The organism is Polaromonas sp. P5_D5 (assembly GCF_054049435.1).
Genome location: NZ_JBFUMJ010000002.1, coordinates 935,298 through 960,852 on the forward strand (window position 1 = coordinate 935,298; position 25,555 = coordinate 960,852).

The 25,555-nt window shown below is 61.5% G+C and carries 31 protein-coding genes and 1 pseudogene; 26 read left to right on the forward strand and 6 right to left on the reverse strand.

The annotated features are described in order from the left end of the window. Positions 1–19: 19 nt before the first annotated feature. Positions 20–214, reverse strand: a complete 195-nt coding sequence (locus ACXJKE_RS10980; protein WP_457280606.1) for a hypothetical protein — start codon at positions 212–214, stop codon at positions 20–22. Here ACXJKE_RS10980 and ACXJKE_RS10985 point away from each other — a divergent pair. After that, positions 213–647: a nuclear transport factor 2 family protein gene (locus ACXJKE_RS10985; protein ID WP_457280607.1), complete on the forward strand. Its 435-nt coding sequence runs from the start codon at positions 213–215 to the stop codon at positions 645–647. The two genes, ACXJKE_RS10980 and ACXJKE_RS10985, sit on opposite strands and share 2 nt — an antisense overlap. A gap of 18 nt (positions 648–665) precedes the next feature. Then, complete coding sequence (locus tag ACXJKE_RS10990; RefSeq protein ID WP_457280608.1) at positions 666–1,124, forward strand: MerR family transcriptional regulator; 459 nt, start codon at positions 666–668, stop codon at positions 1,122–1,124. On the opposite strand, the gene ACXJKE_RS10995 is transcribed toward ACXJKE_RS10990, so the two are convergent. Then, on the reverse strand, positions 1,121–1,699 hold the full coding sequence (locus ACXJKE_RS10995) for a TetR/AcrR family transcriptional regulator (RefSeq protein WP_457280609.1): 579 nt from the start codon (positions 1,697–1,699) through the stop codon (positions 1,121–1,123). The two genes, ACXJKE_RS10990 and ACXJKE_RS10995, sit on opposite strands and share 4 nt — an antisense overlap. A gap of 130 nt (positions 1,700–1,829) precedes the next feature. Between ACXJKE_RS10995 and ACXJKE_RS11000 the strand changes: the two genes are divergently transcribed. The 3 genes from ACXJKE_RS11000 (at position 1,830) to ACXJKE_RS11010 (ending at position 4,201) form a co-directional block, all read left to right on the forward strand. Beyond that, entirely contained in the window at positions 1,830–2,297 is a 468-nt protein-coding gene (locus tag ACXJKE_RS11000; RefSeq protein ID WP_457280610.1) for a nuclear transport factor 2 family protein, read from the forward strand. A gap of 129 nt (positions 2,298–2,426) precedes the next feature. Continuing rightward, positions 2,427–2,948, forward strand: coding sequence for a hypothetical protein (locus tag ACXJKE_RS11005; RefSeq protein ID WP_457280611.1), 522 nt, complete (start codon positions 2,427–2,429; stop codon positions 2,946–2,948). After that, positions 2,945–4,201: an Hsp70 family protein gene (locus tag ACXJKE_RS11010; protein ID WP_457280612.1), complete on the forward strand. Its 1,257-nt coding sequence runs from the start codon at positions 2,945–2,947 to the stop codon at positions 4,199–4,201. Before ACXJKE_RS11005 ends, ACXJKE_RS11010 begins: the two co-directional genes overlap by 4 nt. Positions 4,202–4,229: 28 nt before the next feature. On the opposite strand, the gene ACXJKE_RS11015 is transcribed toward ACXJKE_RS11010, so the two are convergent. Continuing rightward, complete coding sequence (locus tag ACXJKE_RS11015) at positions 4,230–5,090, reverse strand: LysR substrate-binding domain-containing protein (protein ID WP_457280613.1); 861 nt, start codon at positions 5,088–5,090, stop codon at positions 4,230–4,232. Between the two features lie 120 nt (positions 5,091–5,210). Here ACXJKE_RS11015 and ACXJKE_RS11020 point away from each other — a divergent pair, with 120 nt between their 5' ends. From ACXJKE_RS11020 to ACXJKE_RS11035, 4 genes are all read left to right on the forward strand, one after another. Next, entirely contained in the window at positions 5,211–6,560 is a 1,350-nt protein-coding gene (locus ACXJKE_RS11020; protein WP_457280614.1) for a class-II fumarase/aspartase family protein, read from the forward strand. 18 nt (positions 6,561–6,578) lie between these two features. Then, complete coding sequence (locus tag ACXJKE_RS11025) at positions 6,579–7,553, forward strand: tripartite tricarboxylate transporter substrate-binding protein (RefSeq protein ID WP_457280615.1); 975 nt, start codon at positions 6,579–6,581, stop codon at positions 7,551–7,553. A 175-nt stretch (positions 7,554–7,728) separates the two neighbouring features. Further along, complete coding sequence (locus ACXJKE_RS11030) at positions 7,729–8,055, forward strand: helix-turn-helix domain-containing protein (protein ID WP_457280616.1); 327 nt, start codon at positions 7,729–7,731, stop codon at positions 8,053–8,055. A gap of 3 nt (positions 8,056–8,058) precedes the next feature. Continuing rightward, on the forward strand, positions 8,059–9,396 hold the full coding sequence (locus ACXJKE_RS11035) for a type II toxin-antitoxin system HipA family toxin (RefSeq protein WP_457280617.1): 1,338 nt from the start codon (positions 8,059–8,061) through the stop codon (positions 9,394–9,396). On the opposite strand, the pseudogene ACXJKE_RS11040 reads toward ACXJKE_RS11035, so the two are convergent. After that, a pseudogene (locus tag ACXJKE_RS11040) lies at positions 9,393–10,159 on the reverse strand (glutathione peroxidase). The gene ACXJKE_RS11035 and the pseudogene ACXJKE_RS11040 overlap by 4 nt on opposite strands. A 244-nt stretch (positions 10,160–10,403) precedes the next feature. On the opposite strand from ACXJKE_RS11040, the gene ACXJKE_RS11045 reads away from it, so the two are divergent. Continuing rightward, complete coding sequence (locus ACXJKE_RS11045; protein ID WP_457280618.1) at positions 10,404–10,856, forward strand: DUF2721 domain-containing protein; 453 nt, start codon at positions 10,404–10,406, stop codon at positions 10,854–10,856. A 384-nt stretch (positions 10,857–11,240) separates the two neighbouring features. After that, positions 11,241–11,795 (forward strand): hypothetical protein, encoded by a 555-nt coding sequence (locus ACXJKE_RS11050; RefSeq protein WP_457280619.1) that lies wholly within the window; start codon positions 11,241–11,243, stop codon positions 11,793–11,795. Positions 11,796–11,816: 21 nt separating this feature from the next. Here the strand turns inward: ACXJKE_RS11050 and ACXJKE_RS11055 are convergent, their stop codons facing one another. Beyond that, a complete protein-coding gene (locus tag ACXJKE_RS11055) occupies positions 11,817–12,803 on the reverse strand; it encodes a LysR family transcriptional regulator (protein WP_457280620.1) in 987 nt (328 codons plus the stop codon). A gap of 91 nt (positions 12,804–12,894) precedes the next feature. On the opposite strand from ACXJKE_RS11055, the gene ACXJKE_RS11060 reads away from it, so the two are divergent. The 8 genes from ACXJKE_RS11060 to ACXJKE_RS11095 all read left to right on the forward strand — a co-directional run bounded on the left by ACXJKE_RS11060 (position 12,895) and on the right by ACXJKE_RS11095 (position 18,706). Next, a complete protein-coding gene (locus tag ACXJKE_RS11060) occupies positions 12,895–14,313 on the forward strand; it encodes an acyclic terpene utilization AtuA family protein (protein ID WP_457280621.1) in 1,419 nt (472 codons plus the stop codon). Further along, on the forward strand, positions 14,310–14,681 hold the full coding sequence (locus ACXJKE_RS11065; RefSeq protein ID WP_457280622.1) for an AtuA-related protein: 372 nt from the start codon (positions 14,310–14,312) through the stop codon (positions 14,679–14,681). The genes ACXJKE_RS11060 and ACXJKE_RS11065 overlap by 4 nt, the downstream gene beginning before the upstream one ends. A gap of 83 nt (positions 14,682–14,764) precedes the next feature. Beyond that, positions 14,765–15,772 carry a Bug family tripartite tricarboxylate transporter substrate binding protein gene (locus tag ACXJKE_RS11070; protein WP_457280623.1) on the forward strand — a complete coding sequence of 336 codons (1,008 nt, stop codon included), beginning with the start codon at positions 14,765–14,767 and terminating at the stop codon, positions 15,770–15,772. Between the two features lie 278 nt (positions 15,773–16,050). Further along, the gene (locus ACXJKE_RS11075; protein WP_457280624.1) at positions 16,051–16,674 is read left to right on the forward strand and encodes a TetR/AcrR family transcriptional regulator; all 624 of its coding nucleotides are present in this window, start codon (positions 16,051–16,053) and stop codon (positions 16,672–16,674) included. Between the two features lie 39 nt (positions 16,675–16,713). Beyond that, positions 16,714–17,337 carry an isochorismatase family protein gene (locus ACXJKE_RS11080; RefSeq protein ID WP_457280625.1) on the forward strand — a complete coding sequence of 208 codons (624 nt, stop codon included), beginning with the start codon at positions 16,714–16,716 and terminating at the stop codon, positions 17,335–17,337. Between the two features lie 103 nt (positions 17,338–17,440). Further along, positions 17,441–17,857, forward strand: coding sequence for a hypothetical protein (locus ACXJKE_RS11085; protein WP_457280626.1), 417 nt, complete (start codon positions 17,441–17,443; stop codon positions 17,855–17,857). Between the two features lie 63 nt (positions 17,858–17,920). Further along, a complete protein-coding gene (locus ACXJKE_RS11090) occupies positions 17,921–18,283 on the forward strand; it encodes an energy transducer TonB (RefSeq protein ID WP_457280627.1) in 363 nt (120 codons plus the stop codon). A 48-nt stretch (positions 18,284–18,331) separates the two neighbouring features. Next, positions 18,332–18,706: a lysozyme inhibitor LprI family protein gene (locus ACXJKE_RS11095; protein WP_457280628.1), complete on the forward strand. Its 375-nt coding sequence runs from the start codon at positions 18,332–18,334 to the stop codon at positions 18,704–18,706. A gap of 70 nt (positions 18,707–18,776) precedes the next feature. Here the strand turns inward: ACXJKE_RS11095 and ACXJKE_RS11100 are convergent, their stop codons facing one another. Beyond that, positions 18,777–19,139, reverse strand: coding sequence for a hypothetical protein (locus tag ACXJKE_RS11100; RefSeq protein ID WP_457280629.1), 363 nt, complete (start codon positions 19,137–19,139; stop codon positions 18,777–18,779). Positions 19,140–19,231: 92 nt separating this feature from the next. Between ACXJKE_RS11100 and ACXJKE_RS11105 the strand changes: the two genes are divergently transcribed. The 7 genes from ACXJKE_RS11105 (at position 19,232) to ACXJKE_RS11135 (ending at position 25,434) form a co-directional block, all read left to right on the forward strand. Further along, complete coding sequence (locus tag ACXJKE_RS11105) at positions 19,232–19,744, forward strand: DinB family protein (RefSeq protein WP_457280630.1); 513 nt, start codon at positions 19,232–19,234, stop codon at positions 19,742–19,744. 92 nt (positions 19,745–19,836) lie between these two features. Further along, positions 19,837–20,232 carry an NAD(+)--rifampin ADP-ribosyltransferase gene (gene arr / locus ACXJKE_RS11110; protein ID WP_457280631.1) on the forward strand — a complete coding sequence of 132 codons (396 nt, stop codon included), beginning with the start codon at positions 19,837–19,839 and terminating at the stop codon, positions 20,230–20,232. A 148-nt stretch (positions 20,233–20,380) separates the two neighbouring features. Continuing rightward, complete coding sequence (locus ACXJKE_RS11115; protein ID WP_457280632.1) at positions 20,381–20,614, forward strand: hypothetical protein; 234 nt, start codon at positions 20,381–20,383, stop codon at positions 20,612–20,614. A gap of 368 nt (positions 20,615–20,982) precedes the next feature. Next, entirely contained in the window at positions 20,983–21,501 is a 519-nt protein-coding gene (locus ACXJKE_RS11120; protein WP_457280633.1) for a DUF2199 domain-containing protein, read from the forward strand. Positions 21,502–21,703: 202 nt separating this feature from the next. Then, the gene (locus ACXJKE_RS11125; RefSeq protein ID WP_457280634.1) at positions 21,704–22,048 is read left to right on the forward strand and encodes a hypothetical protein; all 345 of its coding nucleotides are present in this window, start codon (positions 21,704–21,706) and stop codon (positions 22,046–22,048) included. Positions 22,049–22,511: 463 nt separating this feature from the next. Beyond that, on the forward strand, positions 22,512–23,489 hold the full coding sequence (gene acuI / locus ACXJKE_RS11130) for an acrylyl-CoA reductase (NADPH) (protein ID WP_457280635.1): 978 nt from the start codon (positions 22,512–22,514) through the stop codon (positions 23,487–23,489). 34 nt (positions 23,490–23,523) lie between these two features. Then, a complete protein-coding gene (locus ACXJKE_RS11135; protein WP_457280636.1) occupies positions 23,524–25,434 on the forward strand; it encodes a propionate--CoA ligase in 1,911 nt (636 codons plus the stop codon). The last annotated feature ends 121 nt before the right edge of the window (positions 25,435–25,555 follow it).

Genomic DNA, 25,555 nt, shown 5'->3' on the forward strand with positions numbered 1-25,555 from the left:
CGCCATTGTAGGTTTGCTATTAAAAGCATAGCTTCTTGCGCCCGTCCTTATTGCGCCAAAAGCCGATTTCATGGTGAATTTTGCGGCATTCCACCTCCAGGGCTTGACCTTGAGTGCACTCAAGGTATTCCAATCCTTTCAGGGCCCCGGCAATGTTGCCGGCCTCCATCCACTTCGCATTCCGTGCGAAGAAGCCTTCAAGGAGTTTCATCATGAGTGCAGCATCCACCAACAACATCACAGCCGCCAACCGCCAGCGCATGCAGGAGGTCATGGCTGAACTGGACAAAGGCAACGGCCAGGCATTTGTCGACGCCATGGCAGATGATTTTTGCTGGACCCTTGAGGGCAGCACGCCCTGGTCGCGCACCTACCGCGGCAAGCAGGCGGTCGTCACCGAGCTGCTGCGGCCGCTGTTTGCCCAGTTCGCCACGCCCTATGTCAGCACCACAGGGCGCGTGATGGCCGACGGCGACATGGTCGTCATCGAGTTCCGCGGGCAAGTTACCACCCATGCCGGCAAGGCCTACAACAACCGCTATTGCTATGTTTGCCGCATGGAAGGCGGGCAGATGAAAGAATTGACGGAGTACTTCGACACCGCCCTGGTGAGCGCTGCGCTGGAGGCGCCCGCGCTGGCCGCCTGAGCCGTTATACAGTCGGGCATGGCTGAAAGTTTTCTGATCGGGCAGCTTGCCGCACGCACCGGCCGCAGCGTGCACACCATACGCTGGTATGAGGCGCAGGGCCTGATCCCCGGCGTGACGCGCGACGCCGGCGGCCGACGCGTCTATGGCGACCTGCACATCAGCTGGCTGGACCTGATGGACCGGCTGCGACGAACCGGCATGTCGATTGCCGAAATGCGGGAGTACACCGCGCTGGTCAAGCAGGGCAGCAGCACGCTCAGGCAGCGGCAGACGCCGCTGGCCGCGCACCGCGCGCAGGTCAAGGACATGATTGCCGAATGGCAGCTGGCGCTCAAGCTGCTGGACAGCAAGATCGACTTTTACGGCGAGTGGGTGGCGTCAGGTAAACGCCCGGCCGTGAAGGTCGCTGAGCGTGCGGGCGTTGCGCTTGCGTCGCGGCCCAAAGACAAATCGCGGCGGCCGGGTAAGGCCTAGCGATTGCCTGTCCTGGCGGCCTGGTTGTCCAGCGCGTCCAGCAGCAGGCGCAAACCCGCCAGTGCGGGATCGCTGCCCTCCATCTGCGCCCGCACGATGGCGCCGTCCACTGCCAGAGCCGCAGCCCGCGCCGCCTCGGTTTGGCCCGCGCCGTATGGCAGCAAATCGGCAATGACCTGCTGCATGTCCTGCTTGTGCCGGCGTGCAATGTCTGCCACGCCCGGCAGGGTGCCGCCCACTTCCGCCACGGCATTGATGAAAGCGCAACCGCGAAACGCCGGGTCGGCAAACCACTCGGCCATGGCCTGCACCAGCGGCGCCAGCCCACCGCCGGGTTGCGCGCCATGGCGGCCCAGCGCGTCGACAAACCAGCCCATCCAGCGTTCATGCCGGTAGTCCAGGAAGGTGCGGATCAATTCGTCCTTGCTGGGAAAGTGCCGGTAGAAGGTGAGCTTGGCCACGCCCGACTCGGCAATGATGCGGTCGATGCCGGTCGCGCGCAGGCCGTCGCGGTAGAAAAGTTCGTGTGCCGTGACGAGGATGCGTTCGCGTGCGGGGAGGGTGGAAACATCCATGGCAGCATTGTAGACGTCATGTAGACAGGTTTGTCTACATGTGCCAGAATTTCGTCATGGTAGACAAATCTGTCTACATCTGGCTTTTTCCCCGTTTTCCCAATTTGTTCAACCCCCCCAGGAGATCCCCATGGAATCACGGCCGCCGCTTCCCCCTTTTACCTTTGAAACCGCCGTGCAGAAAGTCCGCGCTGCTGAAGACGGCTGGAACACGCGTGAGCCGCAGCGCGTGTCGATGGCCTACACGCCGCAAAGCAAATGGCGCAACCGCGCCGAGTTCGTCACGGGGCGTGAAGAAATCGCAGGGCTGCTGTCACGCAAGTGGGTGCGTGAACTGGACTACCGCCTCATCAAGGAACTCTGGGCCTTTGGCGGCAATCGCATTGCCGTGCGTTTTGCGTACGAATGGCATGACGATGCGGGCAACTGGTTTCGCTCTTACGGCAACGAGAACTGGGAGTTCGACGAAAACGGCCTGATGGCCGTGCGCCACGCCAGCATCAACGACCTGCCCATCAAGGCCGCCGATCGCAAGTTCCATTGGCCGCTCGGGCGCCGGCCCGATGACCATCCGGGCCTCAGCGATCTTGGGTTGTGAGGGGTTTGGGGAGGGCTGTAAAATCCGCTCCCCCTGCGCACCGTGTTGTTTGATGTTGTTTGAAGGCGGTGCGTGACCTGAATTTGCCCCCGGCCCCTTGCCGGGGCGCTCCACCCGAGTGACCGCGTTTTGACTGACTCCCACACCCCGCCGGCCGGCTTGGCCGATGAATCCCCCAACGACACTCAGCCCATCCAGGAACCCAGGCTTTGGTGCGGCGACGGCTGGACGGCCAAGGTCATCAAGAATGAAGACGACGACGGCTGGGCTGTCGCCATGATCAAGGACGGCGAGCCCGAGCCCGCGCTGGTGGGGCCGTGGACCATGGGGCGCGACAAGAAGAACCCCAAGCCGCTGGATGGCCCGGCCTTCAGCACGCTGGTCAAAACCGCTTCCGAATTTGTGCGCCGGCATGAGCAGCAGCTGCACGCCACGCTGCACCAGAGCATTACCGTGACGGCCAACGCGGCGCGTGTCACCGTCTCGCTCGACATCGTACCGGACGAAGACAACCCACACGGCCTGCTCGGCGCCGCCGACGAAGCGGGCGAGCAGCTTGCACAAGTGCGCGTGGCGCCGTCCTTCAAGCTCAACCGCGCCAGCGCTGTGGCGTGGGCCGAAAGCGGCTTCGCCAAGCCGGCAGGGCGGTGAGCGCACCCCGCGCCTGTGGGATCGACTTCGGCACCTCCAACTCCACGGCGGGCTGGAGCCGGCCGGGGTTTCCCGCATTGCTGGCGCTTGAAGGCGGCAAACCCACGCTGCCGTCGGTGGTGTTTTTTCATGCCGAGGACGAGCATGTGAGCTACGGCCGCGCGGCTCTGGCCGACTACCTGGCCGGCTATGAAGGCCGCCTGATGCGTTCGCTTAAAAGCCTGCTCGGCACGTCGATGATCGACGACCACACCGAAGTCGCCGGCCGCGCGCTGCCGTTTCGTATGCTGTTGGCGCAGTTCATCGGTGAGCTCAAGCACCGCGCTGAAAGAGCCGCCGACCAGCCTTTCATGCAGGCCGTGTTGGGTCGCCCGGTATTTTTTGTCGACGACGATGCTGCCGCGGACAAGAAAGCCGAAAACACATTGGCCGAGATCGCCCATGCAGTGGGCCTCAAAGACATCGCCTTCCAGTACGAACCGATTGCGGCGGCGTTTGACTATGAGTCGCAAATCCGGCGCGAAGAGCTTGTGCTGGTGGTCGACATCGGCGGCGGTACGTCGGACTTTGCGCTGGTGCGCCTGTCGCCCGAGCGGGCCCGCAAGGCCGACAGGCGCGACGATATTCTGGCCAGCGGCGGTGTGCACATAGGCGGCACGGACTTCGATAAATACCTGAGCCTGGCCAGCGTCATGCCCACGCTGGGCCTGGGCAGCCTGCTTCACAGCGGGTTGCAGGTGCCGTCGGCCCAGTACTTCAATCTGGCGACCTGGCACACCATCAACCAGGCCTACAGCAAGAAGTCGTGGACGCAGATCAGCGATATCCGGCGTGGCGCAATCGAGAAAGACAAGCTGGACCGCCTGCAGAACCTGGTGCGCGAACGGGCAGGGCACTGGCTGGCCATGCAGGTCGAGGCGGCCAAGATTGCGCTGTCCGATGCACCCGAAACCGTCATGGACCTGGGGCGCATTGCGCCGGGCGAGACGCTCACCTTGCACCGGCCCGATTTCGACGCGGCCATCAATGAACTGGTCGGCACTGTGGCGCGTACCGTGATGGGACTGGTCAAGGACGCGGTTGTCAACGCCGACGACATTGACACCGTGTTTTTCACCGGTGGCTCCAGCGGGGTGCCTTTGCTGCGCGAGCAAATTTCAGCATTGCTGCCGCAGGCACGCAGTGTGGAAGGCGACCGTTTCGGCAGCATCGGCGCCGGGCTGGCGCTGGATGCAGCGCGCAAGTTTGGTTAGAGGCTGTGTTCTGATGCCGTGCGCTTGCTCACAGCAGGTTCATGAATTGCTGCAAGGCTTGGCCGGGATGCTCGTCGCGCCGGCGGATAAAAAGTGTTTTGACGGCGTATTTCTTGCCCGTCGATGGATGGCAGCGTAAGGCGGACCTGTTGGCAGCGTTTTCGACAATGGACCGTGGAAGCAGCGAGATGCCGACCTCCGCGGCAACACAGCCCAGGATGCCTTCCAGTGTGCCCATTTCAAGCCGGGTGTACCTGGGCCAGCCGCGCTCGCTCAGAAGCTGTTCGAACCGCTGGCGATAAGAGCAGCCGGTCTTGAACATGATCGCCGCCGCGCCGTTTTCCAGGCGCCTGCCGAGCTCACTGGAGCGCACCCAGCTGGCAGACGAGACGAGCACCAGTTCTTCTTCGAACGCGACCAGGCTGAGCAGCGCATGGTTGTTGAGCGGGCCGGCGATGAACGCACCATCCAGGCGCCGCGTGAGCACGGCCTCGATCAGTGTCGCGGTCGGGCCGGTTTCCAGCGTGATGGCCACCTGCGGAAGCACGCGGCGGTATGCGGCGAGCAGCGACGGCAGCCGGACCGCAGCGGTGGTCTCCATCGAGCCGATTGTCAGGACGGCGGGAGCGTCTTCCTCCCCTTTGGCCGCGGCCTGCGCTTCATCCATCAGCGCCACGATGCGGTTGGCATAGGGCAGCAGCCGCTGGCCCGCACGCGTGAGCTCCATGCCCCGGCTATGGCGCTTGAAAAGCGCCAGGCCCAGCTCCGATTCCAGCAGCCGGATGCGCTGGGTGATATTGGATTGCACGGTGTGCAGCGTTTGCGCGGCAGAGGTAATGCCGCCCTGGCTGGCGACGGCGGCAAACGTTTTCAGGCCCAGAACATTCATGGTCAACCCATCGCTAAAAGAGAACGGAGGGATCACAACAAATCGTTTTTACAGAGACATCATATTAGATACAGTTTGTTTCACCTAGCAACATCTGTGGCAACGCAAAGGGCCTGACGAATGAACCAGCTCTTCAGTGATTTGCATGACGGCGGGGCCATCGCTGGCATCTTTTCGGAGCGGAATTTTGTCGACCGCTGCCTTCGTTTCGAGCGTGAACTCGCTGTCGTGCAGGCTGAACTGGGTGTGATTCCTCAGGATGCGGCGGATGAAATCTGTCGCGTTGCCCACGTCGAAAACATCGATTTTGCGCAACTCAAGCAGAAGACGCGCCTGGTCGGCCTGCCCATGGTGGGGCTGGTGAACCAGGTGGTCAAGCTGTGCCGCGATGACCTGGGCCAGTATGTCCACTATGGCGCAACGACCCAGGACGTGATGGATTGCGCACTGGCGCTCCAGATGCAGGAAGCGTTCGCACTGATCGGCGATTCGCTGGCGCAGTTCTCGGGGGCGCTGGGCGCATTGGCCACGGCCCACCAGCGCACCATCCAGGCCGGACGGACCAATCAGCAGCATGCGTTGCCCGTCACGTTCGGCTTCAAGGCTGCGGTCTGGAATTCGGGCGTGCTGCGGCAGATGGACCGGCTTGCACAGGCTGTGCCGCGCGTGGCGACCGGGCAGCTGGGTGGCGCCGTGGGCACGCTGGCTTCCTTCTCCGGCGCGGGGCATGAAACACGCCGGCGCCTGATGCAAAAGCTGGGCTTGAACGAACCGGATATTGCGTGGCATTGCATGCGTGACGGCCCGTCCGAGGCGGTGCTTCTTTTGTCGCAGATCGCTGCGACGCTCGGAAAGATCGGCCGGGACCTGCTGATGCTTTCCAGCACGGAAGTCGGTGAAGTGGCTTTTGCCGCCGGCAGGGGCGCCAGCAGCACCATGCCGCAGAAAAACAATCCGGTCGCGGCGTCGTCCGTCGTCGCTCTTTCGAGAATGCTGTTCCACACGGCTCCGATGATGCTGGACGCGGCGCTGGTGGAGAACGAAAGGTCGCTGGACGCCTGGTATATCGAGCTGCATGCGGTGCCGCTGTGCTTCTGCCTGATGGGAGCCCTTCTGGCGCAGGCCACGACCATGCTGGACGAGCTGGTGGTGGACTCCGCAAGGATGGCGCGCAACGTGGCCCTCACAGACGGGGCGATCGTCACCGAGACCGTGCAGATGGCGCTGGCCAGGCGCATCGGCCTGAACCGCGCGCATGAACTGGTTACCCGTGCCTGCCAGAAGTCCAGGGTGGAGGGTGTATCGATAGCGGCTGCCCTGGTGGACTTGCAGTGCGGGCTGGACGAAGCCGCAGTGAACGCGCTGCTTGATGTGAACGAACACCTGTCTTTTGGTGCGCGCGAGGTGGACGCATCGCGCAGGCCACCGTTTGGCGCCGAAGGCCCGGCAACGCAATCCGCATCCGTTTAACCAACCCGAGGGGGATTTATGACCAGAGCCATCTGCATTGCCTTCATGTTCACCTTCTGCGCTGCGTCTGCGTGCGCTCAGGAGGCCTATCCCACCAAACCGGTCACCCTGATCGTGCCCTTTGCGGCCGGGGGGCCCATGGACAAACTGGCCAGGGAGCTTGCCGTGCCGATGCAGGCCCAGCTGCGCCAGCCTGTGGTTATCCAGAATCTGTCCGGCGCCGGCGGCAACCTCGGCACGGTCATCGCCATGCGGGCACCAGCCGATGGCCATACGCTGCTGATGGGGCACATCGGCATGGCGACTTCGCCGGCGCTGTACCGGAACCTGGGCTTCAAACCGGATGTGGATTTCGCGCCGCTGGGGGTGGTGGTCGACACGCCCCTGGTGCTGGTTGCGCGGCCGCAGGTGCCTGCGGACTCCTTGGTGAGCCTCATCCGCTGGATGGCCCGGCAGCCGCAGGTGAGGCTCGCGCACGCCGGTATTGGCTCGTCATCGCACCTGTGCGGCTTGCTGCTCCAGTCTTCATTGAAAGTCAGCATTACCACCGTGCCCTACCGTGGCAGCGCGCCCGCAGTGGCAGACCTGCTTGGCGGGCATGTGGACATGATCTGTGACCCCACCCCTACGACGGTCGGCCATATCCAGGCCGGCAAGCTCAAGGCAATTGCCGTGACCTCCGCCAAACCCCTGACCGGCACGTCGCTCGCCGCCGTTCCGACCATGGCACGGTTCGGCATTTCGGGTGTCGAGCTGAGCATCTGGTTTGCCCTTTATGCGCCGAAGGACACGCCGCCGCACATCCAGCAGCGGCTCAATGATGTGCTGCGGGTGGCCATGAAAACACCTGCCTTCAGGCAGGCGCAAATTGCCTCAGGCATACAGGTTGTGGAAGATGACCGTGCCACACTGGCCGGGCACCGCAGCTTTCTGGGCAACGAAATTGCCCGGTGGGGGCCCATCATCAAGGCGGCCGGTGTTTATGCCGACTAGCTGTGGATGCTGTCCCATGTATGTGGCAGCGCTACAGGAATTAAAAGAAGAAGTCAGTCCTTGATAAACGATATTTAACTATTGTTTTTGTATAAAACGCTAGTTTAGTATTGATTGGTCTGACTTAATTAGATAAAATACTATCGTTTTAACAAGAAACGATATTTTTCTATCTATGAAAACATTGTCTGAAGTTGCTGCCAGCCTGGAAAGCCAGCGCCAACGCCTGGGACTGGATTACCAGGCCGTTGCCGAAAGCACAGGGCTGACGCCTTTGTCGGTGCGCAGCGTCCTTCAGGGCAAGACGGCGCCGCGCGTGACCACGCTGATGGCCATTGCCGACCAGCTCGGGCTGGAGGTGCTGCTCCTGCCCAAGCTGGTGGCTGCAGGGCTGCAGCCGCAAGCCGCCGAAGGGCCGGCGCCGGCCTTGTCGCGGGTGGACCGCATCGTGGCCGAAACTTCCCAGCTCGCTGCGGCAAACATCAAGAACGTCAGGCCCTGATCCATGAACGTTCTGGCGCTCGATATTTATATCGGCACCTTGCGTGCCGGCCTGCTGTTCCAGTACGGCACGGGCAGCAGCGCGCTCACACGTTTCATTCCAGACGAGGTTTTTTGGTCCAACCCCGATTCGCCGGTGTTCTCCTGGGCCGCTACCGACGACGACCCGCAGCGCCGGGAGATTTTCTGGCGCAGTTATGTGAACACGCCGTTCTTCAATGCCGAAGGCGGGCGCCTGCCGGCCTTCTTCCAGAACCTGCTGCCCGAAGGGCCGCTGCGCCGCCACCTGGAGCAGTTGCGCGGTTGCGGGCCGAACGACCATTTCGACATGCTGGCCGCCTGCGGCACAGACTTGCCGGGCAATGTGTATGCCTACCCTGCGCACCTTGATGCCGACGCGCTGGCAGGGGTGGTGACGCAGCACAACGATGCGCTCGAAATGTCCGTCACGGCCGATCCCTTGCCCGACGCGACATCGCTGTCGGGCGTGCAGCCCAAGCTGGCATTGGTGCAGCAGCCGGGCCGCTACGTGGCGCGTACCCGCGACGCGCAAGGCACCCACATCATCGCCAAGCTGCCCACGGCCGAATTTGCCCTGTTGCCCGAAGTGGAAGAGCTTTCCCTGCGGCTTGCGCGGGCAGCCGGCGTGAACGTCTGTGAGGCCTGGCTGGCGCCCATGGACGAGATCGTCGCCGAGCAACCCTTTGTGCTTGGCGAAAGCCGGCATTTCCTGGCCGTCAAGCGCTTTGACCGCGGGCCTGAAGGGCACATTCATTGCGAAGACTTTGCGCAGATCCTGCGCATCCAGCCGGAAGAAAAATACACGCATCCCGCCGCAACCTACGCCGCCATGGCCCGGACTTTGCGCGAAGGCATGAGCCTGGATGCGCACGTGGGCGTGGGCGCTGCAGAGGAACTGATCCGCCGCGTGATGGTCAATGAAATGCTCGGAAACTATGACGCTCACGTCAAAAACTTCGGTGTGGTGTACCCGGGTGGCCGCACACCCGAGTTGTCTCCGGCCTACGACGTGGTGGCCTACGCGGCCTACCTGGGCGGCAGGGGCCACGCGCTGCGCTTTGTGCCCGGCGGAGAAAAACAGGCCAGGCTGACCGCCAAGACCTTGCGCAGTTTTTGCAACGCCACGGGCATGTTTGAAACGCGCGTGCGCGGCGTGCTCAATGAAGCAGTGGGAAAAGCGTGTGAGTCATGGCCGCAGATGATTGCCGCCAGTTCGCTGCTCGAACGGCAAAAGCAGAACCTGCTCAAGCACTTTGACGCCTGCGAGGCGGTGGTCAGCTGGCGCGCCCGGCGCAGGGCGAAAAGCGCCGCAGCCGGCTAGCTGAGAAACTGGCGCGGTTCCGGCTGTGGCCGGGACTCTTTCAACCAGGCTTGCAGGTCCTCCGACCCGCCGATTTTTTGGCCGCCTGCGAATACTTGTGGCGCCGTTCCCGCGCCTGCAACCGCTTGCAGCGTGCTGGTGGTGATGCCCTGGCCCAGGATGATCTCCTCATAGCTAAGACCTGCTTCGTCCAGCTGGCCCGGGCTTTCGCGCAAAACGGGCAGCCCGGCTTGCTGAAGAGGGTGATGGGCTCGGGCGCCACGGCTTGCGGTGCAAGGTACTTGAGCATGGTGTCGGCGTCCGAAACTTCGAAGGGGTCACCCTCCTTTTCAGGCTCAATGAACATCTTCTCGACCACGCCGTCCCGCACCAGCATGGAATAACGCCAGGAGCGCTTGCCGAAGCCTAGATCCCTCTTGTCGACCAGCATGCCCATAGCCCGTGTGAAGTCGCCGTTGCCGTCCGGGATCAGCGTGATGTTGCCGGCCTCCTGCGCCTTTCCCCATTCGTTCATCACAAAGGCGTCATTGACCGAGAAGCAGACCACGTCATCAATGCCGTGGGCCTTGAAGGTGTTGGCCAGCGCATTAAAGCGCGGCAAGTGGGTGGAAGAGCAGGTGGGCGTGTAGGCGCCAGGTAGTGAGAACACCACGACGTTCTTGCCGGCAAACAGGTCGGCCGTTTTCACGTCAACCCACTGGTCGTTCTGGCGTGTCTTGAAGGTGACGTCGGGGACGCGCTGTCCCTCGTTGTTGGGGAGCATGGGAAATCCTTTGGCTGGTATGTGTGCGGGGGAGCGGTGTGGCATGGCTCTTGATCTAAAAATCAGGGTGCCGATGTCGGTCGCAACCTTGCCGTCTGATTCATTGTGGAGAGCGTCAACGGCAGGACATGTCGGACAGCGACGACATCTGTGTAGGGCATCGTCAGCAAGGCAGGCGACCGGCAGGCCTGCTGGCCTGATGTTTGCATGACAATACCCATTTCATGAACCCCCGGAGCCCCGCATGAACTTTGCGCCCGACCTTGCGACGGTCACCCACGGTATTCAACTGGCAGTGGCGCCGGTGTTTTTGCTCACCGCGGTGTCGGGCATGATCGCCGCCGTCGCCGGGCGGCTGGCACGCATCATCGACCGCGCGCGTTTCCTGGAGAACCGGCTGGAGACCGGCGGCGTGGAAGAGGCCCGCGCGCACCGCATGTATGCCGAACTGCGCGAGTTGCGCCAGCGCGGCTGGCTGGTCAACATCTGCATCGCCTTTCTGACCTTTTGCGCCATGCTGATCGGCACTACCATCATCCTGCTGTTTTTGGGTGAGACGAGTGAGTTGCCGACCCTGCGCATTGCCACTGTCTGTTTTTTGTCGGGCGTGGTGTGCTTTCTTCTCGCGCTGGTCTGTTTCCTGGCTGAAACGCTGCTGGCCACACGCCTGCTCAAGTTTGCCGAGCCGAAAAAATAGCGCGGTGGTTTGAGGTTTGATTGTTTTGCAGGTCTTAAATGCCTGCAGGCCAATTGGAACAAGCGCGAGCAGCTATAAAAAATATAGCAATAAGGTTTTTCTCCTGTCGTAATAGTGGCCGGCAGAAAACGCCAGACCTTCAGATACGTGACAACGTATGACTGTGAAACAGCTTGTTTCCTTACATCCCCATGCTGTGTTTCTCCGCCAGAATTGTGCAGCTCTGCGTGTAGCGGCACGCCCGTGCGGACGTGCCCGCAGCGTGCAGCGCGGCAGGTGAATGCCCTGTCAACGGCAACCGCAGGCCGCCGTTGAAAAAGGGACGCTGTGCACTTGTTGCCTGTGTCCGGCGAGCCCTGTACTGAAAACCACTGGAGAACCACGATGACAACAACACACACACCGACAACAGGTTTGCGCCTGACCAGCCGCAGCCTGGCACTTTTGATGGCAGGCGCGCTGATGTGCTCCGCGAGCTTTGCCGAGAAACCCGAATGGGCCGGCGGCGGCAAGAACAAGGACAAGGGCGGCAAGCACAGCCAGGTGGAGCAGTCAGACCAGGACGATCACGGCGGTAAAAAAGACAAGAAGTCCAAAGGCAAGAAACACGAAGACGTCAGGGTAGGCGGCTATTTTGTTCCCGAGCAACGTGTGGTGCTGCAGGACTACTACGGCAAGCAATTCAAGTCTGGCCATTGCCCTCCGGGCCTTGCCAAGAAAAACAACGGCTGCATGCCCCCCGGCCAGGCCAAAAAGTATGCCATCGGGCAACCGCTGCCTGCCGGCGTGGTGTATTACCCGGTGCCTGCATCGGTGGTGGTGCGTCTGGGCCCTCCGCCCTCGGGCCATAAATATGTGCGTGTCGCGACCGACATTTTGCTGATTGCGCTGGGCACCAGCATGGTGGTGGATGCCGTGCAGGATCTGGGCTCGCTCTAAGCCCTAAAAAGTCCTGAAGCCCTAAGGCTTTCCGGGTTTGCGATGTTTGAGCTGCTGCAGCCCGGGCTGCCACGCTTTCATGCGCTCCATGACCAGGTCGTGCAGCGCCTGTGCCGCCACCGAAAGGCTGCCTTCCTGCCGGCGCACGGCATAAATTTTTCGTGACAGGCCAGGCGTGGCCAGCGGCCGCGTCAGCAGGTTCTTTCGCTCAAAGTGAAAGAGCGTGAGCGCCGGCACCACGCTGATGCCGATGCCAGCCTCGACCATGCCGGTCACCGTCGCCAGCTGGTCTACTTCCAGCACCGTATGGGTCTGCAACGGGTGCAGCGCTGCGTCCAGCGCCTGTCGCACGCTGCTGTTGCGCGACATGTGGATAAACGGGAAGGCCGCCAGTTTCTTCAGCGTCAATACTTTTTCTGCGGCCAGGGGATGGTCCGTGCGGCAGACCAGGTGAAAACGGTCGGTGCAAAGCAGCTGCGTGGTCAGGCCCGCGTGCGTGGCGCCTGTCGAGGCGAGCGCGAAGTCGGCTTTGCCGCTGCGCACCAGCTCAATGCAAGCGTCAGACAGCAGGTCGCTGAGGTTGAGGTCAATACCGGGCCAGGCCAGCCTGAATTCCGCAAAGATGGAGGGCAGCCAGCCTGCCGCGAGGGAGGGCAGGGCCGCAACATGCACGCGTCCCTTGCGGCGCTCGACGTGATCGCTCAGTTCACCCACCGCGGCGCTGAAGTCACCCAGCAATTGCCGCGCCGGCGCTTCAAACAATCTTCCCTCCGCTGTCAGCTGCACGCTGCGCGTGTCGCGGTCAAACAGCCGGGTATTCAGCTCTGCTTCCAGTGTCTGGATCAGGGCGCTGAACGCAGGCTGCGACAGGTGGCAGGCGGCCGCGGCCCGGGTAAAGCTGCTCAGCTCCACCAGCGCCAGGAAAGCCCGCAGCTGGCGCGTCGACAGGTTGGGGCTGCGTGCAGGCGGGCGGGCCGCATTTTTCGGGGTGGTAGTGGACGCAGCCATTAATCTGATTTTCAAGTCAATCAATAGGAATTTTGCATTTTACAAATAAAAGGTTGGGGCTTAAATTCGTGGCATTCAACGCTTGGCCATGATGACCTCTACCACCGCCGCTGCAGCCGCCCGTACCGCCACACCGCCCGCCAGCCTGCTGATCGGTTGCGCGGCCGGCTTTTCGGGTGACCGTGTGGACGCGGCCGGCCCAGTGGTAGACACCCTGATCGCGCGGGGCGGGCCGGCCTTCCTGATTTTCGAGACGCTGGCCGAACGCACGCTGGCCCTGGCGCAACTGCGCCGCCGCGCCGACCCCGGCGCCGGCTTCGAGCCGCTGCTGGACGACATGCTGCGCCCCGTGCTGGCGCGCTGCCTGCAGCACAACATCCGCATCGTCAGCAACTTCGGCGCGGCCAACCCGATGGGCGCGGCGCGGCATATTCAGGCCATGGCCCGGGAGCTGGGTTTGGCTGCACCGCGTATTGCGGTGGTCGAAGGTGACGACCTCTCGGAAGAGCGGCACCGCCAGCTGCTGCGCACCCAGCTGGGCAGCGCGATGGACGGCATCCGCATGGTCAGTGCCAACGCCTACATTGGCGCTGAAGCGATTGCCGCTGCGCTGGACGCCGGCGCGCAAATTGTGGTGGCCGGCCGCGTGGCCGATCCGTCGCTGGCCGTCGGGCCTGCCATGTCGCACTTTGGCTGGCGTGCCGATGATTGGGACCTGCTGGCACGCGCCACCATGGCCGGCCATTTGCTGGAATGCGGGGCGCAGGTTTGCGGCGGCTATTTTGCAGACCCCGGCTACAAGGACGTTCCCGATTTGCACGCCGTCGGCTACCCGATTGCCGAAATCAGCGCCGACGGCAACTGCATCATCGGCAAGGCTGCCAACACAGGCGGGCTGGTGAACCTTGCCAGCGTCAAGGAGCAGTTGTTGTATGAAGTGCATGACCCGGCTGCCTACCTCACGCCCGACGTTGTGGCGGACATCACCACGGCGCAGATTGAACAAGCCGGCCCCAACCGCGTGGCGCTGAGCGGTGTGCGCGGCCATGCCCGGCCTCCCAGCCTGAAGGTCAACCTCTGCCATGAGGGCGGCTGGCTGGCCGAAGGTGAAATCTCTTACGCCGGCCCGCGCGCCGAGGCCCGCGCCCGTCTGGCGGCCGATGTGCTGCGCCGGCGCCTGCCGGCCCTGGCGCTGCGGGTGGACCTGGTCGGCGCACTCAGCGTCATGGGTGACGATGCCGGCAACCTGCTCGCCGCAACGCCGCCCGGTGACGCGCGCGACATACGCCTGCGCGTGGCTGCCACACACACTGACCGCCTTGAGGCCGAGCGGCTGACGCGGGAAGTCACCGCCCTGTACTGCTGCGGCCCAGCCGGCGGCGGCGGCGTGCGCACGACACTGACACCAAGGCTCAACACCTTGCCCTGCCTGGTGCCCCGAGACGCTGTGAAGGTGTCGTTCAGGATGCTCGATACCGCAGCGCTGGCTACCGCAGGGGAGGCCGCATGAGCCAGGCCATGATCACGGTCCCGCTGTACCGCGCCGCGCACGGGCGAACCGGCGACAAAGGCAACCGTTCCAACATCAGCGTGATTGCCTGGCACGCTGAGCTTTATCCCGTTCTTTTGCAGCAACTGAGCGAAGCCGCAGTGGCGCGCCACTTTGCCCACCGCAAGCCCAGCTGTGTGCAGCGGTTTGAACTGCCCTTGCTGGGCGCGCTGAATTTTGTGCTTGACGACGTGCTGGATGGTGGCGTGAATGACGCGCTCAACCTCGACACGCACGGCAAGTCGCTTTCATTCTGGCTGCTGGATCTACCCATCGAGGTTCCCGCGGCGCTCGCAGGCCTGTTGGCCGGAGGAGACCACGCTTTTTAACGGAGCCGATTCACCAGGACACCAGGACACCAAGACGAGATCAACAACGTCAGATACGCCTCATCACAACATCAGGAGACAACATGAAAACCGCCACTCAAAAATTCGTCCACAGCCGCATCCGCCCCGCCATGCTCGGCATCGCCGCGCTATGGGCCATCGCGCCTCTCGCCGTGCCCATGGCGGCACAGGCGCAGGGCTTTCCCGAAAAGCCGATCACCTTTGTCGTGCCGTTTGCGGCCGGCAGCGCGACCGACCAGCTGGCACGCGCCATCGGCCAGGCCGTGACCAACGACACCAAGGTCAGCGTGGTGGTCGACAACAAGCCCGGCGCCAACAGCTTCATCGGCGCCCAGGCAGCCGCCAAGGCGAAGCCCGACGGCTACACCGTGTTCATCACCACCAACACCACGCAGTCGGCCAATGAGCACCTGTTCAAAAAGCTACCTTACGACCCGGTCAAGGACTTCGCACCGCTGACCGCGCTGGGCCGCGGCGGCCAGATCATGGTGGTCAACCCGGCACTGCCGGTCAACAGCGTGGCGGAGTTCATTGCGCTGGCCAAATCGAAACCCGGCAAGCTGTCTTTTGGCAGCGGCAGCTCGTCCAGCCGCGTGGCGGGCGAGCAGTTCAAGCAGATGACGGGCACCTACATCCTGAACATTCCGTACAAGAGCAATCCGCCCGCGGTGACGGACCTGCTGGGCGGCCAGATCGACATGATGATCACCGACATGGCGACCGGCCTGCCGCAGGTCAAGGGCGGCAAGCTCAAGGCGCTGGGTGTTTCCACCCGGCAGCGTTCACCGTTGGCGCCCGAGGTGCCGACCATCGCCGAGGCCGGCGTCAAGGGGTATGAAATGACCTACTGGTTTGCCGCCTACGCGCCCGCCGGCACGCCCGCGGACGTGGTGGCGAAGCTGAGCGACATGCTGGTCAAGGCGGCCCGCAGCCCTTCGGCCGCACCGTTTTACCAGGCCAGCGGCACTGAAATCTTCACCAGCAACCCGGAAGAGCTCCGCAAGTTCCAGGCGGCAGAAACGCTGAAGTGGGGAAAGATCATCAAGGCTGCGGGAATCGAGCCTGAATAACGGTGTGGGGCTGGATCTGAATTAAATGGGCCTCCAGCCCTTTGTGGGCGAGCGCAAGAAGCTATCAAATTAATAGCTAATGGGGCCGGCTGGCCTGGCCTGCCCGGCGGTGGGGCAGGCCAATACCGCGATGACCGGCTGGTCATCCGCCTGCAGGGCATCAGTGCTTCCTGTGCGTCATTCTTTAAATTTAAACAATGTTCAATTTTTAGAACAAGCGTTAATTTTTACCAAAAATGGCGCCATGGGCGGGTGGTCTTTCCGCCTATATTCAATTGATGCAAGCCCGAATAGACCGCCAGCAAGCCCAAAGTGATTTACGCCGAACCCTGATGCTGGACGCCGCCCGGTCCGTCTTCGAACGCCTGGGCATCGACGGCGCCAGCATCCGCGAGATCGCCAAGGAGGCGGGCTACACCGCTGGGGCCATCTATTCCTATTTTGACAACAAGGAAGCCATTTACGGAGCCTTGCTGGCCGAGTGCCTGGAGCGCCTCAATGGCGTGGTGGCGTCTGCGGGTGAGGCGCGGGGCGGCCCGGCTGAGGTGCTGGAAGCCAAGGCCAGCGCCTGGTTTGGTTTTTTTGCGGCCAACCCGCGCGACCTGGACCTGGGTTTTTACCTCATGCAGGGCATGCGCCCGCGCGGCCTGGGCACCGAGCTGAACCAGCAGCTCAACGACCGCCTTCACGACGCCTTGCGGCCCTGCGAAACGGCCTTGAAGGCCATGGGTTTGAATGCTGAGGACGCATTGCGCGAAAATACAGCCTTGTTCGCGCATGGCATGGGCTTGCTGCTCCTCAAACATACCGGTCGCATCCGCATGTTCGGGCAGGACGCCACGCTGCTGTTCGATGCTTATGTGATCGGCCTGGTGGAGCGCCTGCAGCGCAGTCCGGCCTGATCTTTCCGAGAACTCCTCCAGAATTTCCCAGGACCCCCGATGCTGCTTGACGCCGACGACTCCCAACTTGTGCTGGTCGACTACCAGACCCTTTTGATGCCCGCCATTTTTGAAGGCGGCCTGGTCATGGCCAACGCCGTGAAGCTGGCCCGCATGGCCAAATTGCTGGATGTACCGGTGTGGGGTACGGAAGAAAACCCCGAAAGCCTGGGCGCCACCGTGCCCGAAGTGCAGGCTGCCATTCAAGCCGCTGGCGGCAAGATCATGGACAAGATGTTCTTCAGCGCCGTGGCCGACGGCCTGGGCGACATGCTGCGCCCACCCGTGCGCAAGGCGCCGACAGGCGGCAACGCCCGCAGCCTGCCCAAACACCTGCAAAAGCCGGCGCCCGAACCGGAAGAGGGCAGAAGCACCATCGTCATCGCCGGCTGCGAAGCCCACGTCTGCCTGATGCAGACCGCGCTGGACCTGCTCGAAGAAGAGTTCGAGGTCTGGGTGGTCACCGACGCCTGCAGCTCACGCACCGAGCGCAACCGCGATGCGGCGTTTGACCGCCTCGCCGGCAACGGCGCCGAGCTGGTGACGACCGAGATGGTGGCGTTTGAGTGGCTGCGCACCGCTGAGCATGAGGTGTTCAGGGATGTGCTGGGGTTGGTGAAGTAGGGTGCGGACCAAACACACCTGATACAGATAAGCCCGCCCGGTCTGCCGTTGGTTCGCTCAAAATGTCGAACGTTCAGGTCAAGGGTGGATAACCAGCCACTGAGTGCCGACCACCTTCAGCGCCACCTCCATCCCAACTCAGGCCTCAATGAGAAATTACGCATTACCGGTAGCCATTCGGCTCCTGGCATTTATAGCGCCACTACTCTTTTTGCAACTGTATTCACAAAGAGCGTTCGAGTACGCACGCACACAAGAGCGTCACGGAGATACTGGCCTGGGGATCGCCATTCTTCTTGGTTTCATGACCTTCATCATGCTGGGCGCGTTCCTGATCGATCTCATCATCCAGATCCGAAAGAGACGGCCTTTCGCCTATTTGACTGACGCTTTCATCTTGCTGATGCTGCTCATGCCGTTTGGCTGGTTTGCGTGCAGTTGGTTTGGGTTGCACAACAGTCTTGCTTGCAGGATTCCCATGGTATTTTTCAGCCAGGTCCTAAGCTGGCTTGATCTGTGAGGCTTTTTGGCTGCCTGGCAGGCGTTTGAGTTTTGTCCAGTTGCAACCCGTACCTTGTTCCGAATGAAATACCTATCTCGCGTCTTCCGCGTCTTTTTTATCTCCCTGGTGCCGATGGTGCTGACAGCCTGTGCGTTTGGCACGGGTGAAATTGTGCAGCCTGCTAGCCAGGTCGATTCACCAAGGCTTGCGTATCCGGCGCATGCCAGGCGCCTTGAAGAGCAGGGCGTTGTCAGGTTGCGGGTGCGGGTCCTTGCGAGTGGCAGCGCGGGCGAGGTGCGGCTCCGTCAAAGCTCGGGTTCTGCCACGCTGGATGCGGCCGCAGTCGAGGGCGCGAAAAAGTTCAAGTTCAACCCAGCCAGAACGAAGTGGGGCCGTGCCGTGGACTCCTGGGTGGATCTGCCGATCAAGTACGCTCTTGAGTAGCTGGCCGGGCGGTCCTTGTTGCTCTTTACTTCCAACGTTAGTCCCACAATGAAATACTTTCTTGCATCAGTGGCGATGTTCATTTCGTTTGCGGCCTCTGCCGGCGATTGTCCAGGTGGTTCCCCCTCGGCTGACGGCTGTCAGAAGCTTCTCGAGCCGCTCGAGAGGCAACTGGCTGCAGCAGAGAAAGCTGCAGAGTTCAAACTCTCAGCGGCCCTGCGTGAAAATGGCCCGGAGTACGTGACTGAAGCGGTGAAGGCGTTGCGCGAAAGCAGTCAGGCCTGGCGAAAATTGAGAGATTCGGAATGCTGGTATCTGGCGCTCAAGGATGGAATGAGCATGTCGCCGGACTATGCAAGCCCAGTTGCGGCCGCCTGTAGGGTGGACCGCACGCGGGACCGCGTCTCGTGGATGGCCAAATGATGACTACGTGGTTCTTCGACGGGGACGCGCTGTTGCGTCCGTGCGCTTTTGGCTTATGCGCCGGTCAACGTTAGGCGCTTTGATAATGAAACCCAGCCCGAAGCACGCCGCGGTCGCGCTCGTCACGTTCGGGGTGTTGTTTGGTGTTGCTGCGGCACTCTGGCCAAAAGCCGAGGTTCAACAGTCCGTCGAGTGCGTTAAAAAAAGTGCCTGTCTGCCGAGCTACAGGAATACGGCTGTATGCGAGACGCTCCTTGTCGGAGTATCGGAAAGAGAGCTCATCGTTCGTCTCGGGCAACCGGTCCAGGTGAAAGGTTTGTTGCTGTACTTTGAAGCTGGCGCGGACGAGCGAGGTCCGATTGAAGTAGAACTCGGTGAGAATCGGAATGCAATTCGTCTGTCTTGTCGGCCAAGCGTCTAACGCCTCCTGCAAGCGGACGCCTTGCTGCGTCGCTTAGGTCCAACGCTGGGCCCAATCGGCTTCGCAGCGTGCGAATACCAAACTTAAAAGGAACGCCACCTGCCATGAACACCATTCTCGTTTCACTGTTCGAGTACAAGGCATGGGCGAACACCGAGCTCCATGCCGTCCTCGAAAAGTTTGATGCGCAGCAGCATCCCGGTGAGTTTCGCGCCATGCTTCACACGCTTGATCACGCCAACGTTGTGGATCGAATTTTTCAAGGCCATCTGACCGGCGTCGCCACGCAGCTCTTCAAGGCAACGCACTCCGAACCTACTCCGAGCTTGCCGGAGTTGCGGGAGATCGTGAAATCCACAGACGACTGGTACCTGCAGTTCGTACGCGGCGTCAGCGCCGAGCGTTTGAAACATCGGGTGCGTTTCACATTTGCTGACGGTGACAGCGGCGAGATGTCTTGTGAAGAGATGCTGCTCCACGTCATTACGCACAGCGGCTATCACCGCGGGAGCATTGGCCAGATGCTTGAAGACTTGGGAACCGACTCTCCGCCAGACTCCCTGACAAAGTTTTTGCACAGGCATGAACCGGAGCGTCGACTCGGAGCGAAGGGTTAGCGAGACGGGCGCACGGCAACGCATGCAGTGACGGCGTCTAACCCCTCATCCAACTCTCCCTTGGCACCAACCCCGTTTGCATTTAACAACTCATGGCAGCTTTGGACACAGGCCCTTTTTTTCATGGCACGAAAGCCGGATTGCAGACAGGCGATCTGCTGACGTCAGGCTTTAAATCAAATTACGACGACAGCGTTGTGATGAATCACATCTATTTCACAGCCATTCCCAAAGGCGCCGGGCTTGCCGCGGAAATAGCCAAAGGCAGCGGCAGGCCGCGGGTCTATATCGTTGAACCGACGGGAGAATTTGAGAACGATCCCAACGTCACAGACAAGAAGTTCCCGGGCAACCCGACTCGGTCCTATCGAAGCAAACTGCCTGTAAAAGTTGTTGGCGAACTCGAAAGCTGGGAACCCTATGACTCACAGTTCATTCAACAACTGAGAGACCGCATAGAGAATGGCATGGGCAAAATCATCAATTGATGTGAGACTCCCCCTATGAAACGAGTATTCAGTCGCGGCGATAGGGCGCCTAACCCCTCGCTCAAGCGCCGACCCGTTTTGGCCGGCACCGTCGGCTTCGCTCTAACGTCAGGCGCCATAGCAATCTGGGAGACGTAGGACTAAACCCATGACCAAGATGAAAAAGCCTGAAGATGCGCCCGGTGCATTTCAAGCCGCCTGGAATGGCCACGACATGGCTGCTCTCGGTGTGCTGTTCGACCAGGACGCAACGTTCGTGAATCGCTTCGGGCACCATGTCCGGGGCGTTGCAGAGATCGTGGCACTCCACGTTCCGATTCAAAGTTGCCAATCGGTTCTAACATATGCCGAAATTTCCCATCCCCATAGATTCGATGCATAACATGTCGTGGTGGCTCTGGTTCACCGCGGCCTGCTTGGCGGTTCTAAACTTTGGCGTCTGCGTTGCCGTGTCACGGAGCGGTAACTACACTCGAGCGCAGGTACTACTTCAATCCGCGCTTGTATGGATGTTGCCGGTTTTCGGAGCAATATTTGTCGCGCTTGTTCTTCGTGCGGATGCAACGCCGCGCACGAGGGCTGGACCGTTCATCCCGCCCACTGATGACCCTGGCGGCGCCAGTGGGGACCTTGGCGGAGGTGGTGGCCATGTTCCATAAAATATCAATTAACGCGGACCCACAACAGCAGGGAGCGGTTGTGCCGCAAGTGTTGGTGGTCCGGTCATCTTTACTTTAGGCCTCCAATTTCATGGGAGCAATCTTTGCATTCAAATGTTCATGCTGCGGTGAGCTGCATGAGGGCTCACCGAGCTTTGCATTTCAGGCGCCAGATCCATACACCTGGCTAACAGAGGAGCAGAAGCAAAGCATCGGGCAGGTGTCCGACGACCTCTGCGTTATCCGTCATGCTGAAAGAACCGACTACTTCGTCAGAGCTGTTTTGGAAATTCCAATACACGGCGTTAGTGAGCCCTTTGTTTGGGGTGTGTGGGTTTCTGCAAGTCAACAGAGCTTTGAGCGCTATGTTCAAACCTTTGACACCCCAGTGGAAGGTGACGGTTTCTTTGGCTGGCTCTGCAACCAAATTGACCTGTATCCAACCGAGCAATCCAGGTCCGCAGATGTGTACATACAGCCTGGAGGTCTTCGGCCCAAGGTTGTGTTGCATTCCGCAGCCAATGAGGCTGATCAACTGGCAGTTGACCAGCTTTCGGGCATTACAGTTGAACGTGCCCAGTACCTGGCTGAGAAGGCTATGCACCAATGAGAAAGCGGCCTACGGTCATGTTCGGTTTGGCCCACATCCATTCCTAATGGACCTCTTTTTCGATAGGAGCAGCGGGCTGCCGTTGTGGTGCAGATCCAGCAGAAATCCGCGCTGCGGCCGCACAGGGTTAACAGCGAAGCCATTTCCAGCGAAGTCCCAGCGCGCCGGTATCATGGCGAGCCCGTAATCCCCTGAGAACCGCATGACCATCCTGCTGCTCCCCCTCGTCCTTTTTGCCCTCATCACCCTGATGCCGGTGAAGTGGGCCGCCGGGTTTGTCGATGCCGGCAACACCAGTTATGGCGCTGCAGCCATCGCGGCCATCACCGCGCCCGCTGTGAGCCTGGTGGTCTTCAAGCTGTCCGGCGGGTTCATGGGCTTCGTGTTTGCCTTTATGGCCGGCATTGGGATTTACGCCGCGATTTTCCGCGTGCCAGGCCGGTCCCTCATCGGCTTCTCCATCATGGTCGTTGCCTTGCAGGCTGCTGTGCTGTTTGCTTTGATCTCATTTGGCGTCACCACGGGGCAGGGGCTGGTCCTTCGATAAGTAAGTGCGTCTGGCGCACGCCCGGGTTCTTTCGGGTGATTGGCTCGACTGGATGACGGAGCCTGGGTTTGCGCTTGCGCCAGCATACGAGGGCGGCTGACCCTTGGTTTTATGTGCTATCAAAACAATAGCTGCTTGCGCTCGCCACAATTGGCTTTCGGGCTGATTTCACTCATAAAAATCGCCAAAATCTGCCATTGAGGCACCCTTGGGGCCTCAAAAGCGGCGCAAAACCGCTCCAAACCACCTCCGGGAAGCCACAACACACTCTATTTGAACAGTGAAAGTAGCTTTTATCCAATAGGGACAAGCGCAAGCAGCTATCAAAACAATAGCGAAATCCGGCGCACCAAGGGCCGCGTCAGCCTCCTGAAAGCCCGTTATCCATAATTAAGAATTCAGTTTTGCTGATTTTCCAACGTTTCTGGCCGTTTGAGACAACAACCCCTCTGGAGACAACGCCGTGTTCAAGTCACTTCTGCTCACCAAGTCCGACGCCGGCTTTTCAGCGGCCATCACCGACACCGACGAGGCCCAGCTCCCCGCCGGTGACGTGCTGGCGCAGGTCGAATATTCCACCCTCAATTACAAGGACGGCCTGGCCATTACCAACAAGGGGCCGGTGGTGCGCAGCTGGCCCATGGTGGCGGGCATTGACGGCGCGGGCACGGTGCTCGAGTCGACTCACGCCGGCTGGAAGACCGGCGACCGCTTTGTGCACAACGGCTGGGGCTTGGGTGAAACGCGCTGGGGGCTGATGGCCGAACGCGCGCGCTTGCAGGGCGATTGGTTGGTGAAGCTGCCGGCAGCCTTCACCACCCGCCAGGCCATGGCGATTGGAACGGCGGGCTACACCGCCATGCTCAGCGTGCTGGCGCTGGAGCGGCATGGCGTGAAGCCCGGCGACGGCGAGGTGTTGGTGACCGGCGCAACCGGCGGCGTGGGCAGCGTGGCCGTCGCCTTGCTGGGCAAGCTGGGTTACACCGTGGTGGCGGCCACCGGCAAGGCCAGCGAGGAAGCCTATTTGAAACAGCTGGGTGCCACCAGCGTGATCGACCGGGCCGAACTGTCTGCACCCGGCAAGCCGCTGCAAAAAGAACGCTGGGCGGGCGTGGTGGACGCCGTTGGCTCGCACACGCTGGCCAATGCCTGCGCGCAGACGCGCTATGGCGGCGTGGTCACGGCCTGCGGGCTCGCGCAGGGCGCGGATTTCCCGGCGACGGTGATGCCGTTTATCTTGCGCGGCGTGACCCTGGCGGGCATCGACAGCGTGATGGCGCCGCTGGCCAAACGCCAGCAGGCCTGGGACCGGTTGGTAAAAGACCTGGACACTGCCAGGCTCGAGGCCATGGTGGAGGAGATTCCGATGGTGAAAGCGGCAGAAAAAGCGGCCGACTTGATGTCGGGCAAGGTGCGTGGCCGTATCGTCGTCAAAATCTGAGCATGAATTCAAAAAGCAAAAACGGAGACGAGACATGACGAGCTACGCAGACTTTTACCGCCAGTCCATCGACCAGCCCGACACCTTCTGGACCGAGCAGGCCCAACTGATCGACTGGCACAAGCCCTTCACCCGCGTCTGCAATGACGACAATCCGCCGTTTGCCCAGTGGTTCGAAGGCGGACAAACCAACCTCTGCCACAACGCGGTAGACCGGCACCTGAAAGACCGGCCAGACCAGCCCGCGCTGATCTACGTCTCCAGCGAAACCGGCGTTGAAAAAACCTACACATTCGCCGAGCTGCACGCCGAAGTGCAGCGCATGGCCGCCAGCCTGCTGGCCATGGGCGTCGTCAAGGGTGACCGCGTGCTGATCTACATGCCCATGATTGCCGAGGCTGCCTTTGCCATGCTGGCCTGTGCGCGCATAGGCGCCATCCACTGCGTGGTGTTTGGCGGCTTTGCCAGTGGCTCGCTCGCCTCGCGCATTGACGACGCCACGCCGCGCGTCATCATCAGCGCCGACGCCGGCTCGCGCGGCGGCAAGGTGGTGGCGTACAAGCCCTTGCTTGACGAAGCCATCCGCTTGTCAAAACACCAGCCCGAAGCCGTGCTGCTGGTTGACCGGGGCCTCGCGCCCATGCCTATCGTGGCCGGGCGCGACCTGCACTGGGAGACCCTGCGCGCCAAGTACATGCACGCGCTGGTGCACTGCGTGTGGCTGGACTCCGCCGCCATCAGCTACACCATCTACACCAGCGGCACCACCGGCAAGCCCAAGGGCGTGCAGCGCGACACAGGCGGTTATGCCGTGGCGCTGGCCGCCAGCATGAAGCACATCTTTGACGGCCGCGCAGGGGAAACCTATTTTTCGACCAGCGACATCGGCTGGGTGGTGGGCCACAGCTACATCGTCTACGGCCCGCTGATCGCCGGCATGGCCACCATCATGTATGAAGGCCTGCCCACGCAGGGCATGGACAAGCAGCCCAATGGCGCGATCTGGTGGAGCCTGGTCGAAAAATACAAGGTCACCGGCATGTTCAGCGCGCCCACCGCGGTGCGCGTGCTGAAAAAGCAGGACCCGGCCCTGCTCAAAAAACACGACCTCTCCAGCCTGCGCGCGTTCTTCCTGGCGGGTGAGCCGCTGGATGAACCCACAGCCCGCTGGATCAGCGAAGGCCTGAACGTGCCCATCATCGACAACTACTGGCAGACCGAATCGGGCTGGCCCATCATCACGATTGCCAACGGCGTCGAAAAGAAGGCCAGCAAGTTCGGCAGCCCCGGCGTGCCCATGTACGGCTACAAGGTGAAAATCCTGCACGAGTCCACCGGCGAAGAGCTGACGGAGCCCAATGAAAAAGGCGTGGTCGTCATTGAAGGCCCGACGCCGCCCGGCTTCATGCAAACCATCTGGAAGGACGACGCGCGCTTCGTCAACACCTACTGGAAGAGCGTGCCCGGCAAGATGGTTTATTCAACCTTCGACTGGGGCATACGCGACGAAGACGGTTACTACTTCATCCTGGGCCGCACCGACGACGTGATCAACGTCGCCGGCCATCGCCTGGGCACGCGCGAGATCGAAGAAAGCATTTCAGGCCATGCCGGTGTCGCCGAGGTGGCGGTGATCGGCGTGGCCGATCAGCTCAAGGGCCAGGTGGCGATGGCTTTTGCTGTGCCCAAAGATTCGAGCGTGCTGGCCGACAAGGCAGCGGCGATGAAGCTTGAAGGCGAGGTCATGAAACGCGTGGATGGTGACTTGGGTGCAGTCGCCCGACCATCGCGTGTGCACTTTGTGTCGGCCCTGCCCAAGACCCGCAGCGGCAAGATGCTGCGCCGCGCGATTCAGGCCGTGTGCGAGGGCAGGGACCCAGGAGATTTGACTACGATGGATGACCCGGCGGCGCTGCAGCAGATTCGGGATCGGGTGGCTGGGTAGGTCGCCCCCACGAAGGACCGTGCGTCACAAAATCATCGGATACGCTTATGCAGGCGCTTCACAATTTCGTATCCCGCAGGGTGAATATCGCTTCGAAGTGAAGGTCTTTGCAGCGCCCGGC

What these genes read in the sequence shown, in the direction of transcription:
- ACXJKE_RS11000 (WP_457280610.1), top strand. Translation starts at nt 1,830, where the DNA reads ATGGAATCACGGCCGCCGCTTCCCCCTTTTACCTTTGAAACCGCCGTG.
- ACXJKE_RS11015 (WP_457280613.1), bottom strand. Translation starts at nt 5,090, where the DNA reads ATGAATGTTCTGGGCCTGAAAACGTTTGCCGCCGTCGCCAGCCAGGGC.
- ACXJKE_RS11030 (WP_457280616.1), top strand. Translation starts at nt 7,729, where the DNA reads ATGAAAACATTGTCTGAAGTTGCTGCCAGCCTGGAAAGCCAGCGCCAA.
- ACXJKE_RS10990 (WP_457280608.1), top strand. Translation starts at nt 666, where the DNA reads ATGGCTGAAAGTTTTCTGATCGGGCAGCTTGCCGCACGCACCGGCCGC.
- ACXJKE_RS11060 (WP_457280621.1), top strand. Translation starts at nt 12,895, where the DNA reads ATGACCTCTACCACCGCCGCTGCAGCCGCCCGTACCGCCACACCGCCC.
- ACXJKE_RS11045 (WP_457280618.1), top strand. Translation starts at nt 10,404, where the DNA reads ATGAACTTTGCGCCCGACCTTGCGACGGTCACCCACGGTATTCAACTG.
- ACXJKE_RS11020 (WP_457280614.1), top strand. Translation starts at nt 5,211, where the DNA reads ATGAACCAGCTCTTCAGTGATTTGCATGACGGCGGGGCCATCGCTGGC.
- ACXJKE_RS11050 (WP_457280619.1), top strand. Translation starts at nt 11,241, where the DNA reads ATGACAACAACACACACACCGACAACAGGTTTGCGCCTGACCAGCCGC.
- ACXJKE_RS11120 (WP_457280633.1), top strand. Translation starts at nt 20,983, where the DNA reads ATGGGAGCAATCTTTGCATTCAAATGTTCATGCTGCGGTGAGCTGCAT.
- ACXJKE_RS10980 (WP_457280606.1), bottom strand. Translation starts at nt 214, where the DNA reads ATGATGAAACTCCTTGAAGGCTTCTTCGCACGGAATGCGAAGTGGATG.
- ACXJKE_RS11105 (WP_457280630.1), top strand. Translation starts at nt 19,232, where the DNA reads ATGAACACCATTCTCGTTTCACTGTTCGAGTACAAGGCATGGGCGAAC.
- ACXJKE_RS10985 (WP_457280607.1), top strand. Translation starts at nt 213, where the DNA reads ATGAGTGCAGCATCCACCAACAACATCACAGCCGCCAACCGCCAGCGC.
- ACXJKE_RS11125 (WP_457280634.1), top strand. Translation starts at nt 21,704, where the DNA reads ATGACCATCCTGCTGCTCCCCCTCGTCCTTTTTGCCCTCATCACCCTG.
- ACXJKE_RS11090 (WP_457280627.1), top strand. Translation starts at nt 17,921, where the DNA reads ATGAAATACCTATCTCGCGTCTTCCGCGTCTTTTTTATCTCCCTGGTG.
- ACXJKE_RS11065 (WP_457280622.1), top strand. Translation starts at nt 14,310, where the DNA reads ATGAGCCAGGCCATGATCACGGTCCCGCTGTACCGCGCCGCGCACGGG.
- arr (WP_457280631.1), top strand. Translation starts at nt 19,837, where the DNA reads ATGGCAGCTTTGGACACAGGCCCTTTTTTTCATGGCACGAAAGCCGGA.
- ACXJKE_RS11075 (WP_457280624.1), top strand. Translation starts at nt 16,051, where the DNA reads ATGCAAGCCCGAATAGACCGCCAGCAAGCCCAAAGTGATTTACGCCGA.
- ACXJKE_RS10995 (WP_457280609.1), bottom strand. Translation starts at nt 1,699, where the DNA reads ATGGATGTTTCCACCCTCCCCGCACGCGAACGCATCCTCGTCACGGCA.
- ACXJKE_RS11095 (WP_457280628.1), top strand. Translation starts at nt 18,332, where the DNA reads ATGAAATACTTTCTTGCATCAGTGGCGATGTTCATTTCGTTTGCGGCC.
- ACXJKE_RS11135 (WP_457280636.1), top strand. Translation starts at nt 23,524, where the DNA reads ATGACGAGCTACGCAGACTTTTACCGCCAGTCCATCGACCAGCCCGAC.
- ACXJKE_RS11025 (WP_457280615.1), top strand. Translation starts at nt 6,579, where the DNA reads ATGACCAGAGCCATCTGCATTGCCTTCATGTTCACCTTCTGCGCTGCG.
- ACXJKE_RS11055 (WP_457280620.1), bottom strand. Translation starts at nt 12,803, where the DNA reads ATGGCTGCGTCCACTACCACCCCGAAAAATGCGGCCCGCCCGCCTGCA.
- ACXJKE_RS11070 (WP_457280623.1), top strand. Translation starts at nt 14,765, where the DNA reads ATGAAAACCGCCACTCAAAAATTCGTCCACAGCCGCATCCGCCCCGCC.
- ACXJKE_RS11080 (WP_457280625.1), top strand. Translation starts at nt 16,714, where the DNA reads ATGCTGCTTGACGCCGACGACTCCCAACTTGTGCTGGTCGACTACCAG.
- ACXJKE_RS11035 (WP_457280617.1), top strand. Translation starts at nt 8,059, where the DNA reads ATGAACGTTCTGGCGCTCGATATTTATATCGGCACCTTGCGTGCCGGC.
- ACXJKE_RS11115 (WP_457280632.1), top strand. Translation starts at nt 20,381, where the DNA reads ATGACCAAGATGAAAAAGCCTGAAGATGCGCCCGGTGCATTTCAAGCC.